Raw genomic sequence first — 16,335 nt, 5'->3', positions numbered from 1 at the left:
AGTGACTGGGGTGAGCAGACGCAGCCAACGCAGAGACAACGTGAAGGATGAAGGGTATACCCGTTTTCGCATTAATTTGGGCTCTTGATGAACCAACTTACTTATCTCCAGGGCTATCCGGAGCATTTACTGACTCAGGTTCGCAGCCTGATTGCCGAGCAGAAGCTCGGTGCGGTGCTGGAAAAACGCTATCCCGGCACGCACGATTTCGCGACCGATAAGGCCCTCTGGCAGTATACGCAGGATCTGAAAAGCCGGTATCTGAAGAGCGCGCCACCGATCAACAAGGTGATGTACGACAATAAGATCCACGTGCTGAAAAACGCGCTCGGCCTGCACACCGCCATCTCCCGCGTGCAGGGCGGCAAGCTGAAGGCGAAGGCCGAAATCCGCGTCGCGACGGTGTTCCGTAACGCGCCGGAAGCGTTTCTGCGGATGATCGTGGTGCACGAACTGGCGCACCTGAAAGAGAAAGAGCACGACAAAGCGTTCTATTCCCTGTGCTGCCACATGGAGCCGCAGTACCATCAGCTGGAGTTTGATACCCGCCTGTGGCTTACGCATTTATCGTTAAATGGTAATGCGGAATAGCGCACGCGAATTGTCATGATGACGTGCTACAGTGGCTAAAGGTTCCCCGCAACGGAGTACGTAAACGTTTATGATACGTTTCGCAGTCATTGGTACGAACTGGATCACACGCCAGTTCGTCGACGCCGCCCACGAAACCGGCAAACTTAAACTTACCGCAGTCTATTCCCGCAGCCTTGAGCAGGCGCAGAGTTTTGCTAACGACTACCTCGTTGAGCATCTCTTCACCTCGCTTGATGAGATGGCGCAAAGCGACGCCATTGACGCGGTCTATATCGCCAGCCCGAACTCCCTGCACTTCCCGCAGACAAAGCTGTTTCTCAGCCACAAAAAGCATGTGATTTGCGAGAAGCCGCTGGCGTCGAATATCCAGGAAGTGGAAGCGGCCATTGCGCTTGCCCGCGAAAATCAGGTGGTGCTGTTCGAAGCGTTCAAAACCGCCAGCCTGCCGAATTTCCTGCTGCTGCAGCAGTCCCTGCCGAAAATTGGCAAAGTGCGTAAAGCCTTTATCAACTACTGCCAGTACTCGTCGCGCTACCAGCGCTATCTGGACGGCGAGAACCCGAATACCTTTAACCCGGCCTTCTCTAACGGTTCGATTATGGATATCGGCTTCTACTGTCTGGCCTCTGCCGTGGCCCTGTGGGGCGAACCGCACGGCGTAACGGCCACCGCCAGCCTGCTGGAGAGCGGCGTGGATGCGCACGGACTCGTAGTGCTGGATTACGGTGATTTCAGCGTCACGCTGCAGCACTCCAAGGTGAGCGATTCCGTGCTGCCGAGCGAAATTCAGGGCGAGGCGGGCTCGCTGGTTATCGAGAAGATCTCCGAGTGTCAGAAAGTGAGCTTTGTGCCGCGCGGCGGCAAAGCGCAGGAGCTGACGCAGCCTCAGCATATTAACACTATGCTCTATGAGGCAGAGGTCTTCGCCCGTCTGGTGGAAGACAACGAAGTGAATCACCCTGGCCTGGCGGTGAGCCGCACCACGGCGAAGCTGCAAACGGAGATCCGCCGCCAGACCGGCGTGGTGTTCCCGGCAGACGGCATCAGCGCGGAAGCGATCGCGTAAAGCTGTGTAATGAAACGGTGCAGACCATTGACGAAACCGATGGTCTGACATATTTTGTTACCTGCAAAGGGGAGTAACTTCTTCGCCGGTGGATCGTCATTACGATGCGTGCAATACCGCATCCGGTCGCCGGGCAACCCTCGTGGTTGTAAGTGAGACCTTGCCGGAAGGCGAGGTCTATGCATAAAAAGCTAACGGCTATCGTCTTCTGACCATGGCCGTTTTTGTTTTTTATGTGTAAGGAAAATAGTATGCATTCTGTCGGCACTCCAATGTTGTGGGGCGGATTCGCGGTTGTCGTGCTCATCATGCTGGCGATCGACCTCTTTTTGCAGGGGCGTCGCGGCGCACACGGCATGAGCATCAAACAGGCTGCGGCCTGGTCTCTGGTGTGGGTCACCCTCTCCCTGCTGTTCTGTGCCGCCTTCTGGTGGTATCTGGCCTCGACCGAAGGCCGCGCGGTTGCCGATCCTCAGGCCCTCGCCTTCCTCACCGGTTATCTGATTGAAAAAGCCCTGGCGGTGGATAACGTCTTCGTCTGGCTGATGCTGTTCAGCTACTTCGCCGTGCCTGCTGCCCTGCAGCGCCGCGTGCTGGTTTATGGCGTACTGGGTGCCATTGTTCTGCGTACCATAATGATCTTCGCCGGCAGCTGGCTGATTACCCAGTTCGAATGGCTGCTGTACGTCTTCGGCGCGTTCCTGCTGTTCACCGGGGTCAAAATGGCGCTGGCGAAAGAGGACGGCTCTGCGATTGGCGATCGCCCGCTGGTGAAGTGGATCCGTGGACACCTGCGCATGACCGACAAGATTGAGAGCGAGCACTTCTTCGTGCGCAAGAACGGCCTGCTGTTTGCCACCCCGCTGCTGCTGGTGCTGATTCTGGTTGAGCTGAGCGACGTGATTTTCGCCGTGGACAGCATTCCGGCCATTTTTGCGGTCACCACCGACCCGTTCATCGTCCTGACCTCAAACCTGTTCGCCATCCTCGGCCTGCGTGCGATGTACTTCCTGCTGGCAGGCGCGGCGGAGCGCTTCTCGATGCTGAAGTACGGTCTGTCGGTGATCCTGGTGTTTATCGGTATCAAAATGCTGATCGTCGATTTCTACCATATCCCGATCGCCATTTCGCTCGGCGTGGTGTTTGGCATTCTGATCGTGACGCTGATTATCAATACCTGGGTTAACCGCCAGCACGATAAGAAGCAGCAGGTGGAGTAAAACGTTCGGTGCGGGGTGATGCCCTCACCCCGGCCCTCTCCCACAGGGAGAGGGTGAACACACATTTGTAACGCAGTAGTTAAAAAACATGACGCACCACGTAAAATCCAGCATTTTACGCTTCCCTCCCAAGACACTTTCCCTATACTCGACCAGGCAAACATTTACTTACATCCGGACATAAATGTGACTAAGAGCACATCCGGGATGGAACGCAATTTCACTTAAGGAACACCTATGACTGCATCCTCGTCTGGTCTGTTTGCGCGCCTCTCGCGCGGCAGCCTCGTTAAGCAAATACTGGTTGGCCTTGTGCTCGGCATCGCACTGGCACTGATCTCGAAACCTGCCGCCGAGGCCACCGGCCTGCTCGGCACGCTGTTCGTCGGCGCGCTGAAAGCGGTCGCGCCGATTCTGGTTTTGACCCTGGTGATGGCCTCAATCGCCAATCACCAGCAGGGACAAAAAACCAATATTCGCCCGATTCTGTGGATGTACCTGCTGGGGACTTTCTCTGCGGCCCTGACGGCCGTGGTGGTGAGCTTTATCTTCCCCTCCACGCTGCAGCTGACCACCGGCGCGACCGACATTACCCCACCTGCGGGCATTGTTGAGGTGATGCACGGCCTGCTGATGAGCATTGTCGCCAACCCGATCCATGCGCTGATTAACGCGAACTACATCGGGATTCTGGTATGGGCCGTCGGCCTGGGCTTCGCTCTGCGCCAAAGCAACGATACGACCAAAAACCTAGTTAACGACCTTTCTCACGCCGTGACCTTTATCGTGACGGTGGTCATCCGCTTTGCGCCGATTGGTATTTTTGGCCTCGTGGCATCCACACTGGCAACCACCGGTTTCGGCGCGCTGTGGGGCTATGCGCAGCTGCTGCTGGTGCTGATTGGCTGTATGGCCGTCGTGGCACTGGTGATTAATCCGCTGCTGGTGTTTCTGCAGACCCGTCGTAACCCGTACCCGCTGGTGCTGATGTGCCTGCGCGAAAGCGGCGTGACCGCCTTCTTCACCCGCAGCTCGGCGGCAAACATTCCGGTCAACATGTCCCTGTGTGAGAAGCTGAATCTGGACCGCGATACCTACTCCGTATCCATTCCGCTGGGTGCGACCGTCAATATGGCGGGAGCGGCCATCACCATCACGGTGCTGACGCTGGCGGCGGTCAATACGCTGGGTATTCCGGTGGATCTGCCAACCGCGCTGCTGCTAAGCGTGGTGGCTTCGCTGTGTGCCTGCGGCGCATCCGGCGTGGCGGGCGGTTCCCTGCTGCTGATCCCGCTGGCATGTAATATGTTCGGCATCCCGAACGAGATCGCCATGCAGGTGGTTGCGGTGGGCTTTATCATCGGCGTATTGCAGGACTCCTGCGAGACGGCGATTAACTCCTCCACCGACGTGATGTTCACCGCCGCCGTGTGCCAGGCGGAAGACGCGCGTTTAGCGAAGAACGCCCTACGAGGTTAACAGCAAAACGGCAACCCTGAGGTTGCCGTTTTTAGTGTTTGTACCCTCTCCCCGTGGGAGAGGGTCAGGGTGAGGGCATCAGGCCGCACCGATTAAAGCGTCACACCACTCTTAAAGATCGCCAGCTCGCGGAAATCGTTCTTCTCGTTGCAGGTCTGCCTGCCGTTGGCAAATTCCACAATCGCGTCCACGAATTCCGTCAGCAGCTGCGGCATGGCTTTGCCGTGGATAAGCTGACCGGCATCAAAGTCAATCCAGTGCTTTTTCTTCGCCGCCAGCTCGCTGTTGGTGGCGATTTTCACCGTCGGCACAAAACCGCCGTACGGCGTGCCGCGACCGGTGCTGAACAGCACCATATGGCAGCCGGCTCCCGCCAGCGCGCTGGTGGCAACCGCATCGTTGCCCGGTGCGCTCAGCAGGTTCAGACCGTGCGTTTTCAGGCGCTCGCCGTAGCGCAGCACGTCAACCACCTGGCTCGAGCCCGCTTTCTGGGTGCAGCCGAGGGATTTCTCTTCCAGCGTGGTGATCCCGCCCGCCTTGTTGCCCGGCGACGGGTTCTCATAAATCGGCTGATTGTGGGCAATGAAGTACTGTTTGAAGTCGTTCACCATGGTGACGGTTTTCTCAAACGTCTCTTCGTCGCGGCAGTGGCTCATCAGAATACGTTCCGCGCCGAACATCTCCGGCACCTCGGTCAACACCGTCGTGCCGCCGTTAGCAATCATATAGTCCGAGAAGCGACCCAGCATCGGGTTGGCGGTGATACCGGACAGGCCGTCAGACCCGCCGCACTCCAGACCAAACTTCAGCTCGCTCAGCTTGCCCGGCTCGCGCTTGTCGTGGCGCATCACGTTATACAGCTGATGAAGCTGCTCAACGCCCGCTTCCACTTCGTCGTCCTGATGCTGACACACCATAAAATGCACGCGCTCAGGGTCGAATTCCCCCAGCGTTTCGCGGAAGGCGTCCACCTGGTTGTTCTCGCAGCCCAGGCCAATCACCAGCACCGCGCCCGCGTTCGGGTGACGCACCATGTTTTGCAGCATGGTGCGGGTATTAATGTGGTCATCACCCAGCTGGGAGCAGCCGTAGGTGTGGCTAAACAGATGTACCCCGTCGGTGCCTTCGGCATCGTGAGTCTCTTTCAGGAAGCGCGTCTGGATCTGACGCGCAATCCCGTTCACGCAGCCGACGGTCGGGAGGATCCACAGCTCGTTGCGGATCCCCACGTCGCCATTGGCGCGGCGGTAGATCTGCACGTCACGATCCGCCGCCTGCTCTTGTGCCGCAGGTAAATCAGGTTGATAGCTGTACTCGTCCAGATCGCTCAGATTGGTGCGGGTATTATGGGAATGAATATGTTCACCCGGCACGATATCCACCAGCGCATGCCCAATCGGAAGACCGTACTTAATGACGTTGTCCCCTTTAGCGAGAGGCTTCACGGCAAACTTGTGTCCCCGAGCAATCGCCTGACGCAGGGTGACGCTCTGGTTATCAACGGTCACCACGTCGCCTTCAGCGAGATCCGTCAGCGCGACGGCCACGTTATCCAGCGAATGGATTTTGATGTATTGCATATCAACCTCAAACGGCCTTAGTTCAGTTCAATGGCGAAGTAGTCACGCGCATTGTTAAAGCAGATGTTTTTCACCATTTCACCCAGCAGCTGGATATCCGCCGGCGCTTCGCCCGCGTGCACCCAGCGGCCAATCATCTGGCACAGAATGCGGCGGAAGTATTCGTGTCGAGTGTAAGAGAGGAAGCTGCGGCTGTCGGTAAGCATGCCTACAAAGCGGCTCAGCAGGCCAAGCTGCGCCAGCTGCGTCATCTGACGCTCCATGCCGTCTTTCTGATCGTTGAACCACCAGCCAGAACCGAACTGCATCTTGCCCGGCATTCCTTCGCCCTGGAAGTTGCCGACCATAGTACCCAGCACTTCGTTATCGCGCGGGTTCAGGCAGTACAGGATGGTTTTTGGCAGCAGGTTTTGTTCGTTCTGTTTGCTCAGCAGTTTGGACAACTCTTCCGCCAGCGGACGGTCGTTGATGGAGTCGAAGCCCACGTCCGCACCGATCAGTTTGAACTGGCGCTGGTTGTTATTGCGCAGCGCACCGATGTGGTACTGCTGTACCCAGCCGCGACGCGCGTATTCCGCGCCGAGGAAGACCAGCACCGCCGTTTTGAACTGCGCCACTTCGTGCTCGCTAAGCGATTCACCGGACAAACGACGCGCAAGGATGCTGTCCAGCTCGGCCTCGTTTGATTCCGCGAACAGCACGACGTCCAGCGCGTGGTCAGAGACTTTACAGCCGTGCGCCGCGAAGTGATCCAGACGTTTGGTCAGCGCGGTTTGCAGATCGGCGAAACGACGAATGTCGGTATCGGACACTTCCGCCAGCTTCGCCATGTAGTCGTTAAACGTAGCCTGCTCAATGTTGAAGGCTTTGTCCGGGCGCCAGCTTGGGAGCACTTTGATATCAAAAGCGGTGTCTTTGGCGACGACAGCATGATGTTCCAGGGAATCAATCGGATCGTCGGTGGTACCCACCATCTTCACGTTCATCTGCTTCATGATGCCGCGCGCGGAAAAGTTATCCTGCGCCAGCAGCGCATTGCACCGATCCCAGATTTCATCGGCGGTCGTTGGGGAGAGCAGTTTGCCGGTGATGCCAAACGGACGACGCAGCTCGAGGTGCGTCCAGTGATAAAGCGGGTTGCCGATGGTGTGCGGAACGGTCGCCGCCCAGGCGTCAAACTTCTCACGGTCAGTCGCATCGCCGGTGCACAGGCGCTCAGCGACGCCGTTGGTGCGCATGGCACGCCATTTATAGTGGTCACCCTTCAGCCAGATGTCATACAGGTTTTTGAAACGGTAATTTTCGGCAACCTGCTGCGGCGGTAAATGGCAGTGGTAGTCGAAAATCGGCTGGTCTTTTGCGTAGTCGTGATACAGGCGGCGAGCAAATTCGGTATCCAACAGAAAATCTTCGGTCATAAACGGCGTCATTATCGTCTTCCTCATTACGGGAGCGTCAGAAAGCGTATGTTCATATGCTGCAAAGTTATCACACCAATTTCCACCCACCGAAGCTTTTTTCGTGAGTGAGATCAATAAACACCAACAAATAAATTACCCTCAATGGCGTAAACCCTTCTACAGGCCGCGCCATTACTGGCTTTGCGCGCAGCGATTAATGTCCCTACAAAGAATCATACTTTTGTGATGTCACTCACCTTTTAAAGTTGTATGACAAGTTATCTTTTCGCCGTCGCAAACGCTAAGCCGACGGAATGCATTACTGGTGTGAGAGGCATCGGGTTTAACGGTACGGATACCGACTTATGCACGCTTACTTATGGCAAGGTTCGGGCCGTTCCGGGACATGCTCCCGCTACGCCCCTCCCGTTACACAACTGCTCCCGGAAACGGTTGAGAGGTTGCCGTGCTCTGGCGCGGACATAACATAACGATGAGGTTTTAGATGCGTAAAATTAAAGGGTTACGTTGGTATATGATCGCACTGGTGACGTTAGGCACCGTGCTGGGCTACCTGACGCGTAACACCGTGGCAGCTGCAGCGCCAACGTTGATGGAAGAGCTGCATATCTCCACGCAGCAATACTCCTACATCATTGCCGCCTATTCCGCGGCGTATACCATCATGCAGCCTGTTGCTGGCTATGTGCTGGACATTCTCGGTACCAAAATCGGTTATGCCTTCTTCGCCATCGCCTGGGCGGTGTTCTGCGGTGCCACCGCGCTGGCAGGCAGCTGGGGTGGACTGGCGCTGGCGCGTGGTGCGGTCGGTGCGGCAGAAGCCGCGATGATCCCGGCGGGCCTGAAGGCCAGCTCCGAGTGGTTCCCGGCAAAAGAGCGCTCCATTGCGGTCGGTTACTTCAACGTGGGCTCGTCCATCGGGGCAATGATTGCACCGCCGCTGGTGGTGTGGGCCATTGTGATGCACAGCTGGCAGATGGCGTTCATCATCTCTGGCGTGCTGAGCTTTGCCTGGGCAATGGCGTGGCTGATTTTCTATAAACACCCGCGCGATCAGAAAAAACTCTCCGAAGAAGAACGCGAATACATCATTGGTGGTCAGGAAGCGCAGCATCAGACCAACAACGGCAAAAAAATGACCGTCTGGCAGATCCTGGGCACCCGTCAGTTCTGGGGTATCGCCCTGCCGCGTTTCCTGGCTGAACCGGCCTGGGGCACCTTTAACGCGTGGATCCCCCTGTTCATGTTTAAAGTCTACGGCTTTAACCTGAAAGAGATCGCGATGTTCGCCTGGATGCCAATGCTGTTCGCTGACCTGGGCTGTATCGTGGGCGGCTACCTGCCACCGCTGTTCCAGCGCTGGTTTGGGGTGAACCTGATTGTTTCCCGTAAGATGGTCGTCACCATGGGCGCGCTGCTGATGATTGGCCCGGGTATGATCGGCCTGTTCACCAGCCCGTACGTCGCCATTGCCCTGCTGTGCATCGGTGGCTTTGCGCACCAGTCCTTGTCCGGCGCGCTGATAACGCTCTCGTCTGACGTTTTCGGCCGCAACGAAGTGGCCACCGCCAACGGCCTGACCGGGATGGCCGCCTGGACCGCGAGTACGATGTTTGCGCTGGTGGTCGGCGCGCTGGCGGATACCATCGGCTTCAGCCCGCTGTTCGCCGTGCTGGCTATTTTCGACCTGCTGGGCGCGGTGGTGATCTGGACGGTGCTGAAAAGCAAATCGGCAGAAGAGCTGGCGAAAGAGTCCCTCGGGAAACCGGCGACGCAGAGTTAGCAACCATTTTTCCGCCGGGTGGCGCTACGCTTACCCGGCCTACAAAACCCGTAGGCCCGTGCAAGCGAAGCGCCGCCGGGCATTTAAAGGCCGCTCAGTAGCGGCTTTTTTAGTGGCAAAATCTGGAGAGTGGCACGCAAAAGTGGTATAACAAATCATCTGCCGTACCCTGCCTGGAGCGCATATGGAAATCACCGAACCACGTCGTTTATATCAACAACTTGCTGCCGAGCTGAAAGATCGCATCGAGCAAGGGGTCTATCTTGTCGGTGATAAACTTCCCGCCGAGCGCTTTATCGCGGATGAAAAAAGCGTGAGCCGCACCGTGGTGCGTGAAGCGATTATCATGCTCGAAGTGGAAGGCTACGTTGAGGTACGCAAAGGCTCCGGCATTCACGTGATTTCTAATCTGCCGAAACACTCTCCCGTCGCGGACGAAAGTCTGGAATTCGCCAGCTATGGCCCGTTTGAGCTGCTCCAGGCTCGCCAGCTGATCGAAAGCAATATTGCCGAGTTTGCGGCGACGCAGGTGACCAAGCAGGACATCATGAAGTTGATGGAGATCCAGGAGAATGCCCGTAAGGAAAAATGTTTCCGCGATTCAGAGTGGGATCTGCAGTTCCACGTTCAGGTCGCCCTGGCAACCCAGAATACGGCGCTGGCGGCAATCGTTGAGAAAATGTGGACTCAGCGCGTTCACAACCCGTACTGGAAAAAACTGCACGACCATATCGATTCCCGTACCGTCGACAACTGGTGTGACGATCACGATCAAATCCTTAAGGCGCTGATTCGTAAAGACCCGCATGCCGCTAAGCTGGCGATGTGGCAGCACCTGGAAAACACCAAGCAGATGTTGTTCAACGAAACCAGCGATGACTTCGAATTTAACGCTGACCGCTATCTTTTCGCCGATAATCCCGTTGTTCATCTCGATACGGCCCCCAGTGCCGCAAAATAGATGACCTTCCCGCTGGCAGGCGCCTCGCTGCGCCTTCCGGCTTACATGGGTAAGCAAAACATATATAGTGTCAGCCTTTGTAAATCCCCTCGCTCACTTCCTGGGCTTACGCCAAAATCAACTCACCCCTGCAAATTCTGTGACGCAGAACGTTGGGCTTTGTTACAATTGGATTCAATTCCTTATTTTGTAAGTTAGTGCTTGCTAACCAGCCAATTAACAGGGAACAGTGTTGGCCACACCGCAATGTGTCCGCGAGCGACCATAATGAAATCACAACAATGTCGCCGTGCTGTTTGTCCCGGATAACAGGCGTGACGTTAACCGATTTCCAGGAACACTGAATGGAACTTTTGACCCAACTACTGCATGCCCTCTGGGCGCAGGATTTTGAAACGCTGGCCAACCCTTCCATGATTGGCATGCTCTATTTCGTCTTGTTTATGATCCTGTTCCTTGAGAACGGTTTGCTGCCTGCTGCCTTCCTGCCCGGTGACAGTTTGCTGGTGCTTGTCGGCGTGCTGTGTGCCAAAGGGGCGATGGCGTTTCCACACACCATTTTATTACTGACCGTTGCGGCCAGCCTCGGCTGCTGGGTGAGCTATATCCAGGGAAGATGGCTGGGCAATACCCGAATCGTCCAGAACTGGCTCTCGCACCTGCCTGCACATTATCATCAGCGGGCGCACCACCTTTTCCATAAGCACGGGCTTTCCGCGCTGCTGATTGGTCGCTTTATTGCCTTTGTTCGCACCCTGTTGCCCACCATTGCCGGGCTGTCGGGGTTGAGCAGCACGCGCTTCCAGTTCTTCAACTGGATGAGCGGTCTGCTATGGGTGCTTATTCTGACGACGCTGGGTTATGCATTGGGTAAAACGCCGGTCTTTATGAAATATGAAGACCAGCTGATGTCCTGCCTGATGCTGCTGCCTGTGGTTCTGCTGGTCTTCGGCCTGATCGGCTCCCTGGTCGTCCTGTGGAAAAAGAAATACGGAGCCAGAGGCTGACGATGGTTATCTCACCGCTCGCTCTGCGCCGTTTTGCCTTTGCCATGATTACGCTGGTGGTGCTCAGCGCCCTGCTGCTGGCCTGGAGCGCGCTTTCGCATCAGGAATCGACGCTGGCCATCCGCCCGGTAAACCAGGGTGCCAGCGTACCTGACGGTTTTTCTGTCTGGCATCATCTGGATGCGAACGGGATCCGCTTTAAGAGCATCACCCCGCAGGACGATGTTTTACTGATCAAGTTTGATTCCCGTGCGCAAAGTGCCGCCGCGAAAGTGGTTCTCGACCGTACGCTGCCGCGCGGGTATATCATTGCTCAGCAGGAAGATGACAGCCAGCCAGCTGCCTGGCTCTCATTGATTCGCGATACGTCGCATCGGTTTGGATAACTTCCAGGATTCCGAATCTTTTCACTCACTTTGGTGAATCCCCCGTTTACTTACTATGCTTAAGTACGCGGAGCACCCCTCGATGTACTCCGCATAACTTTGGATAGCGGCTTATGCCGCAACACAATGGAAGGTTTCGATAATGAAATTCCGCATGACTCTGGCTTTGGCCCTTTTTTCTTTAAGCACAGCATCCTTCGCAAACTCTCTCTGTCAGGAGAAAGAACAGGATATTCAGCGTGAGATCGGTTATGCCGAAAAGCATAACAATCAGCACCGTGTTGATGGTCTTAAAAAAGCGCTGAGCGAAGTGAAAGCGAACTGTTCAGACAGCAAGCTTCGTGCCGACCACCAGAAGAAAATCGCTGAACAGAAGGACGAGATAGCCGAGCGCCGTCGCGACCTGCAGGAAGCGAAAGAGAAAGGGGATGCGGAAAAAATTGCTAAGCGCGAGAAGAAGTTGAAAGAAGCGCAGGACGACCTGAAAGCGCTGGAAGCTCGCGATTATTGAGTTAACGGAAATCTCAACAGGAGAGAGAATCATGTCAAAAGATACGACGTCTGAACATCTGCGCGCTGAACTGAAATCCCTGGCCGATACCCTTGAAGAGGTACTGAACTCCTCTGCTGACAAGTCAAAAGAAGAGGTAAGCAAGCTGCGCAGCAAGGCGGAGCAAGCGCTGAAGGAGAGCCGTTATCGCCTGGGTGAAACCGGTGATGCACTGGCGAAACAGACCCGTGAAGCGGCTGCCCGCGCGGACGAATATGTGCGTGATAATCCATGGACGGGTGTAGGGATTGGTGCCGCAGTGGGTGTGGTACTGGGTGTCCTGCTGACGCGTCGTTGATATGGAAGATCCTCGTCACGCACAAGGGCCTGCTAACAACGTCCTCGGCATCGGCCAGCGTATTTTAACGACGCTGGTCGGGATTGCCGAAACGCGCGTCCGGCTGGCAGTGGTCGAGCTGGAAGAGGAGAAAGCGAACCTCTTCCAGATGCTGCTGATGCTCGGGCTGACCATGCTCTTCGCCGCGTTTGGCCTGATGAGCCTGATGGTGTTAATCATCTGGGCCATTGACCCGCAGTATCGTCTTAACGCGATGATTGCCACCACCGTCGTTCTGCTGGTCGCCGCGTTGATCGGCGGTATCTGGACGCTGCGTAAAGCGCGCAAGTCCACATTCCTACGCCATACGCGTCAGGAGCTGGCGAACGATCGCGCCCTGCTGGAGGATGACTAGCCGTGAGCGGTAAAGCCGAACGTCAAAAGCGAAAAGCGTACCTGCTAAGCCAGATCCAGCAGCAACGGCTGGACCTGTCTGCCAGCCGTCGCGACTGGATTGACGCGACGCGACGGTTTGACCGGGGCTGGAATACCGTCCTGAGCCTGCGTTCATGGGCGCTGGTCGGCAGCAGCGTGATGGCTATCTGGTCCGTTCGTCATCCGAACATGCTGATCCGCTGGGCGCGTCGTGGATTTGGTGCCTGGAGCGCCTGGCGTCTGGTGAAAGCAACGTTGCGGCAGCAGCAATTACGCTAGCCTTCTCGCCGGGTGGCGCTGCGCTTACCCGGCAATATTCTCTCCCCCTCCCTTACTCAATATCTTTGAAAAAGATTGACAGTTTTCCTTGCTAACAATTGCCACCCGCCCCGTTTATTATCCTCTCCATCGACAGCAACGACGCGGTATCTACCCGGAATTGCAGACAAATAACGTTCAGCCGCTGATGTGGTTTCCTGGAGAGTAAAATGAAAAAATTAGAAGATGTTGGTGTACTGGTAGCGCGTATTCTGATGCCAATTCTGTTCATCGTGGCAGGTTGGGGAAAAATCACCGGTTATGCGGGTACCCAGCAGTATATGGAAGCCATGGGCGTTCCGGGGTTCCTGTTGCCACTGACCATTCTTCTTGAGTTCGGCGGCGGCCTGGCGGTACTGTTCGGCTTCCTGACCCGCACCACCGCGCTGTTTACTGCAGGCTTCACCGTGCTGACGGCATTCATCTTCCACAGCAACTTTGCGGAAGGCGTGAACTCTCTGATGTTCATGAAAAACCTGACCATCGCGGGTGGCTTCCTGCTGCTGGCCGTCACTGGCCCGGGCGCATACAGCATCGACCGCGTTCTGAATAAGAAATGGTAAGCACGCTATACTGAATGAACACAAAGCGAGGAGACATCTCCTCGCTTTTGCTATCTGACGGAGGAGAAAAAATGGGACAACTCGTAGACGGCGTCTGGCAGGATGTCTGGTATGACACCAAATCCACCGGAGGTCGCTTTAAACGCTCTGTTTCGGCCTTCCGTAACTGGCTGACCGCCGATGGTGCGCCAGGCCCTAGCGGTGAAGGCGGCTTCGCGGCTGAGAAAGACCGTTATCATCTTTATGTTTCCCTTGCCTGTCCGTGGGCCCACCGCACGCTGATCGTGCGCAAGCTTAAAGGTCTTGAATCCTTCATTCCGGTTTCCGTCGTCAACCCGTTGATGCTGGAAAACGGCTGGACGTTTGACAGTGATTTCCCTGCGGCGACCGGCGACGAACTGTATCACCACGATTTCCTGTACCAGCTCTATCTGCGCGCCGATCCGCATTACACCGGTCGCGTGACCGTGCCGGTGCTGTGGGACAAGAAAAACCAGACGATTGTCAGCAATGAGTCTGCGGAAATCATCCGCATGTTCAATACCGCATTTGATGCCCACGGCGCCCGCGCCGGGGATTACTACCCGGTTGAATTGCGCGATAAGATTGATGAGCTGAACAGCTGGATTTACGACAACGTCAACAACGGTGTCTATAAGGCCGGTTTCGCCACCAGCCAGGAAGCGTATGACGAAGCGGTTGGAAAAGTGTTTGAATCGCTTGAACGCCTGGAACAGCTCCTGGGCAAGCATCGCTACCTGACGGGCGATCGCCTGACGGAAGCGGACATTCGCCTGTGGACCACGCTGGTTCGCTTTGATCCGGTCTATGTCACCCACTTTAAGTGCGACAAGCACCGCATCAGCGATTACCTGAACCTGTATGGTTTCCTGCGCGACATATACCAGATGCCGGGCATCGCGGAGACGGTCGACTTCGACCATATTCGCACCCACTATTTCCGCAGCCACAAGACCATCAACCCGACGGGCATTATCTCCATTGGGCCGTGGCAGGATCTGGATGAACCTCACGGGCGCGACGTCCGTTTTGGATAAATATTAAGGACATCAATCAATACCCTAAATAATTCAAGTTGCGTGAAGGCGGCGACGCAGCGAATCCCCAGGAGCGTACATTAGTACGTGACTGGGGTGAGCGAGGACAAACTGGCCTGGCCAGTTTGAACAGCGCTTGCGCTGGCCCCGAAGGGGCGAGGCCACAGGCCGAGTCAAGCCAACGCCCAGGCAACTTGAAGTATGACGGGTAAATGCCCTTTTTTAATTCACAATCTCCATCTATCCTTACCTCGATCGCTTAGAAAACAAGTGATTGACTGACTAATGAGGCAAGGAAAATGGACTGGTATTTAAAAGTACTGCGCAACTACATTGGATTTGGTGGCCGCGCCCGCCGCAAAGAGTACTGGATGTTTGTTCTGGTGAACTTCGTCCTGATTATGGTGCTGGGCATCGTGGATAAAATTCTCGGCTGGGAGCGGGCTGGCGGTGAAGGCGTGCTGACCACCATTTATGGCCTGTTGGTCCTTCTGCCATCATGGGCGGTGCTGTTCCGTCGACTGCACGACACCGATCGTTCAGCGTGGTGGCTATTGCTGCTGTTGATCCCGATTGTGGGCTGGATCGTGATTTTGATTTTCAACTGCCAGAGCGGGACGCCGGGCGAAAACCGCTTTGGCCCCGATCCTAAGGTCGGCGCGTAAAATAACGCCCGGTGGCGCTGACGCTTACCGGGCCTACTCGTTTATTTATTGTGGTGGGCGAAGAGTTTGGGTATTTCGCGCAGGCACCATGATTTGGCTTCGCCCATGCTGTCGCGACGCCACGCCATAATGATATCCACTTCGCTGGTATACTCCGGGCTCACGACCCGCAGTCGCCCTTCTGCAATATCTTTTTCCACAAACGGGTACGGCATGGTCGCCACGCCCAGACCTGCCAGCAGCGCCTGCCGTTTGTCTTCCAGCGAGGTCACCGTCAGACGAGGCTGCTTATCCAGTAACTGCACCGTCAGCACCGGACGCTCGCGCGCGGTATCCGCGACCGCCACGCCGCGATACTTCACGCGCGTGACTTCAGAGAGCGGCTCCGGCTCCTGGTGAATCGGGTGGTTGGGGGCGGCAACGTAGACGTTCATCACGCTGTAAAGCTTGCGCGAGTTGATTTCTGACGATGAGCGGAAGTGCATGTCCGGCGCAATGACGATATCCGCCCTGCCCGTCTCCAGACGCTCCCACGCCCCTGCCAGCACCTCGGTGATGATCGACAGCTGCGTATTGGCCTTCGCTGCCAGGCGGTCCACCAGCGGGAACAGCGCTTCTGACGGCACCAGCGCTTCGGTAACTAACGTCAGATGGGTTTCCCAGCCGCGCGCCAGCGCTTCGGCGTCCGTGGTGAGCTTGTCCGCCGCCTCCAGCAGCACGCGGCCACGCTCCAGCAGCATCCGCCCGACGTTGGTGAATTTTGTTCGATGGCCGGAGCGGTCAAACAGCACGACGTCCAGCTCTTCCTCCAGCTTCTGCATGGTGTAGCTCAGCGCAGACGGAACGCGCCCCAGTTCATCTGCCGCCGCCGCAAAACTGCCGCGCCGATCAATCGCGTCCATGACGCGAAGCGCCTCAAGCGTCAATGCTCTCTCTTTAGCCATCTCGTTCTCATTCAGGAAATTTGAACAT

18 protein-coding genes are annotated in these 16,335 nt (G+C 56.3%); 15 read left to right on the top strand and 3 right to left on the bottom strand.

Going from position 1 to position 16,335, the window contains the following annotated elements; genetic code table 11:
- Nucleotides 1-87: 87 nt before the first annotated feature.
- The 4 genes from P349_RS08675 to sstT all read left to right on the top strand — a co-directional run bounded on the left by P349_RS08675 (nucleotide 88) and on the right by sstT (nucleotide 4,359).
- The gene (locus P349_RS08675) at nucleotides 88-591 is read left to right on the top strand and encodes a YgjP-like metallopeptidase domain-containing protein (RefSeq protein WP_023333531.1); all 504 of its coding nucleotides are present in this window, start codon (nucleotides 88-90) and stop codon (nucleotides 589-591) included.
- 70 nt (nucleotides 592-661) lie between these two features.
- Nucleotides 662-1,660 (top strand): Gfo/Idh/MocA family protein, encoded by a 999-nt coding sequence (locus P349_RS08680; protein WP_032650326.1) that lies wholly within the window; start codon nucleotides 662-664, stop codon nucleotides 1,658-1,660.
- A gap of 251 nt (nucleotides 1,661-1,911) precedes the next feature.
- Entirely contained in the window at nucleotides 1,912-2,880 is a 969-nt protein-coding gene (locus P349_RS08685) for a TerC family protein (protein ID WP_032650327.1), read from the top strand.
- A 237-nt stretch (nucleotides 2,881-3,117) separates the two neighbouring features.
- Entirely contained in the window at nucleotides 3,118-4,359 is a 1,242-nt protein-coding gene (sstT, locus tag P349_RS08690; RefSeq protein ID WP_032650328.1) for a serine/threonine transporter SstT, read from the top strand.
- Between the two features lie 92 nt (nucleotides 4,360-4,451).
- Here sstT and P349_RS08695 read toward each other — a convergent pair whose 3' ends face one another.
- Together P349_RS08695 and uxaC are read right to left on the bottom strand one after the other, a co-directional pair.
- Nucleotides 4,452-5,939, bottom strand: a complete 1,488-nt coding sequence (locus tag P349_RS08695) for a UxaA family hydrolase (RefSeq protein WP_032650329.1) — start codon at nucleotides 5,937-5,939, stop codon at nucleotides 4,452-4,454.
- Nucleotides 5,940-5,956: 17 nt separating this feature from the next.
- Nucleotides 5,957-7,369: a glucuronate isomerase gene (gene uxaC, locus P349_RS08700; RefSeq protein WP_032650330.1), complete on the bottom strand. Its 1,413-nt coding sequence runs from the start codon at nucleotides 7,367-7,369 to the stop codon at nucleotides 5,957-5,959.
- Nucleotides 7,370-7,844: 475 nt separating this feature from the next.
- Here uxaC and P349_RS08705 point away from each other — a divergent pair, with 475 nt between their 5' ends.
- The 11 genes from P349_RS08705 (at nucleotide 7,845) to P349_RS08755 (ending at nucleotide 15,363) form a co-directional block, all read left to right on the top strand.
- Nucleotides 7,845-9,143, top strand: coding sequence for an MFS transporter (locus P349_RS08705; protein WP_024906406.1), 1,299 nt, complete (start codon nucleotides 7,845-7,847; stop codon nucleotides 9,141-9,143).
- A gap of 184 nt (nucleotides 9,144-9,327) precedes the next feature.
- Nucleotides 9,328-10,104, top strand: coding sequence for a transcriptional regulator ExuR (gene exuR, locus P349_RS08710; RefSeq protein WP_023615584.1), 777 nt, complete (start codon nucleotides 9,328-9,330; stop codon nucleotides 10,102-10,104).
- Between the two features lie 344 nt (nucleotides 10,105-10,448).
- A complete protein-coding gene (gene yqjA / locus P349_RS08715; RefSeq protein ID WP_024906405.1) occupies nucleotides 10,449-11,111 on the top strand; it encodes a DedA family general envelope maintenance protein YqjA in 663 nt (220 codons plus the stop codon).
- 2 nt (nucleotides 11,112-11,113) lie between these two features.
- On the top strand, nucleotides 11,114-11,497 hold the full coding sequence (gene mzrA / locus P349_RS08720) for an EnvZ/OmpR regulon moderator MzrA (RefSeq protein ID WP_032650331.1): 384 nt from the start codon (nucleotides 11,114-11,116) through the stop codon (nucleotides 11,495-11,497).
- 142 nt (nucleotides 11,498-11,639) lie between these two features.
- Nucleotides 11,640-12,008, top strand: a complete 369-nt coding sequence (locus tag P349_RS08725; RefSeq protein ID WP_008503142.1) for a DUF1090 domain-containing protein — start codon at nucleotides 11,640-11,642, stop codon at nucleotides 12,006-12,008.
- Nucleotides 12,009-12,039: 31 nt separating this feature from the next.
- Nucleotides 12,040-12,345 (top strand): DUF883 family protein, encoded by a 306-nt coding sequence (locus tag P349_RS08730; protein ID WP_008503141.1) that lies wholly within the window; start codon nucleotides 12,040-12,042, stop codon nucleotides 12,343-12,345.
- A gap of 1 nt (nucleotide 12,346) precedes the next feature.
- Complete coding sequence (locus P349_RS08735; protein ID WP_023333540.1) at nucleotides 12,347-12,739, top strand: phage holin family protein; 393 nt, start codon at nucleotides 12,347-12,349, stop codon at nucleotides 12,737-12,739.
- Between the two features lie 2 nt (nucleotides 12,740-12,741).
- Complete coding sequence (locus P349_RS08740) at nucleotides 12,742-13,038, top strand: YqjK-like family protein (protein WP_024906403.1); 297 nt, start codon at nucleotides 12,742-12,744, stop codon at nucleotides 13,036-13,038.
- Nucleotides 13,039-13,247: 209 nt separating this feature from the next.
- A complete protein-coding gene (locus P349_RS08745; RefSeq protein ID WP_023309292.1) occupies nucleotides 13,248-13,640 on the top strand; it encodes a DoxX family protein in 393 nt (130 codons plus the stop codon).
- A 71-nt stretch (nucleotides 13,641-13,711) separates the two neighbouring features.
- The gene (locus tag P349_RS08750; protein WP_032650332.1) at nucleotides 13,712-14,698 is read left to right on the top strand and encodes a glutathione S-transferase family protein; all 987 of its coding nucleotides are present in this window, start codon (nucleotides 13,712-13,714) and stop codon (nucleotides 14,696-14,698) included.
- A gap of 299 nt (nucleotides 14,699-14,997) precedes the next feature.
- Nucleotides 14,998-15,363, top strand: coding sequence for a DUF805 domain-containing protein (locus tag P349_RS08755; RefSeq protein WP_032650333.1), 366 nt, complete (start codon nucleotides 14,998-15,000; stop codon nucleotides 15,361-15,363).
- Nucleotides 15,364-15,404: 41 nt separating this feature from the next.
- On the opposite strand, the gene P349_RS08760 is transcribed toward P349_RS08755, so the two are convergent.
- The gene (locus tag P349_RS08760) at nucleotides 15,405-16,307 is read right to left on the bottom strand and encodes a LysR family transcriptional regulator (protein WP_032650335.1); all 903 of its coding nucleotides are present in this window, start codon (nucleotides 16,305-16,307) and stop codon (nucleotides 15,405-15,407) included.
- Between the last annotated feature and the right edge of the window lie 28 nt (nucleotides 16,308-16,335).

It is taken from the genome of Enterobacter sp. DC4 (assembly GCF_000568095.1).
GTDB classification, from domain to species: Bacteria; Pseudomonadota; Gammaproteobacteria; order Enterobacterales; family Enterobacteriaceae; genus Enterobacter; species Enterobacter pseudoroggenkampii.
The sequence above is the reverse complement of the archived record's forward strand: the minus strand, read 5'-3'. Positions and strand labels throughout refer to the sequence as shown.

Coding starts and splice junctions, on each gene's coding strand:
- P349_RS08675 (WP_023333531.1), top strand. CDS start 88: ATGAACCAACTTACTTATCTCCAGGGCTATCCGGAGCATTTACTGACT.
- P349_RS08680 (WP_032650326.1), top strand. CDS start 662: ATGATACGTTTCGCAGTCATTGGTACGAACTGGATCACACGCCAGTTC.
- P349_RS08685 (WP_032650327.1), top strand. CDS start 1,912: ATGCATTCTGTCGGCACTCCAATGTTGTGGGGCGGATTCGCGGTTGTC.
- sstT (WP_032650328.1), top strand. CDS start 3,118: ATGACTGCATCCTCGTCTGGTCTGTTTGCGCGCCTCTCGCGCGGCAGC.
- P349_RS08695 (WP_032650329.1), bottom strand. CDS start 5,939: ATGCAATACATCAAAATCCATTCGCTGGATAACGTGGCCGTCGCGCTG.
- uxaC (WP_032650330.1), bottom strand. CDS start 7,369: ATGACGCCGTTTATGACCGAAGATTTTCTGTTGGATACCGAATTTGCT.
- P349_RS08705 (WP_024906406.1), top strand. CDS start 7,845: ATGCGTAAAATTAAAGGGTTACGTTGGTATATGATCGCACTGGTGACG.
- exuR (WP_023615584.1), top strand. CDS start 9,328: ATGGAAATCACCGAACCACGTCGTTTATATCAACAACTTGCTGCCGAG.
- yqjA (WP_024906405.1), top strand. CDS start 10,449: ATGGAACTTTTGACCCAACTACTGCATGCCCTCTGGGCGCAGGATTTT.
- mzrA (WP_032650331.1), top strand. CDS start 11,114: ATGGTTATCTCACCGCTCGCTCTGCGCCGTTTTGCCTTTGCCATGATT.
- P349_RS08725 (WP_008503142.1), top strand. CDS start 11,640: ATGAAATTCCGCATGACTCTGGCTTTGGCCCTTTTTTCTTTAAGCACA.
- P349_RS08730 (WP_008503141.1), top strand. CDS start 12,040: ATGTCAAAAGATACGACGTCTGAACATCTGCGCGCTGAACTGAAATCC.
- P349_RS08735 (WP_023333540.1), top strand. CDS start 12,347: ATGGAAGATCCTCGTCACGCACAAGGGCCTGCTAACAACGTCCTCGGC.
- P349_RS08745 (WP_023309292.1), top strand. CDS start 13,248: ATGAAAAAATTAGAAGATGTTGGTGTACTGGTAGCGCGTATTCTGATG.
- P349_RS08750 (WP_032650332.1), top strand. CDS start 13,712: ATGGGACAACTCGTAGACGGCGTCTGGCAGGATGTCTGGTATGACACC.
- P349_RS08755 (WP_032650333.1), top strand. CDS start 14,998: ATGGACTGGTATTTAAAAGTACTGCGCAACTACATTGGATTTGGTGGC.
- P349_RS08760 (WP_032650335.1), bottom strand. CDS start 16,307: ATGGCTAAAGAGAGAGCATTGACGCTTGAGGCGCTTCGCGTCATGGAC.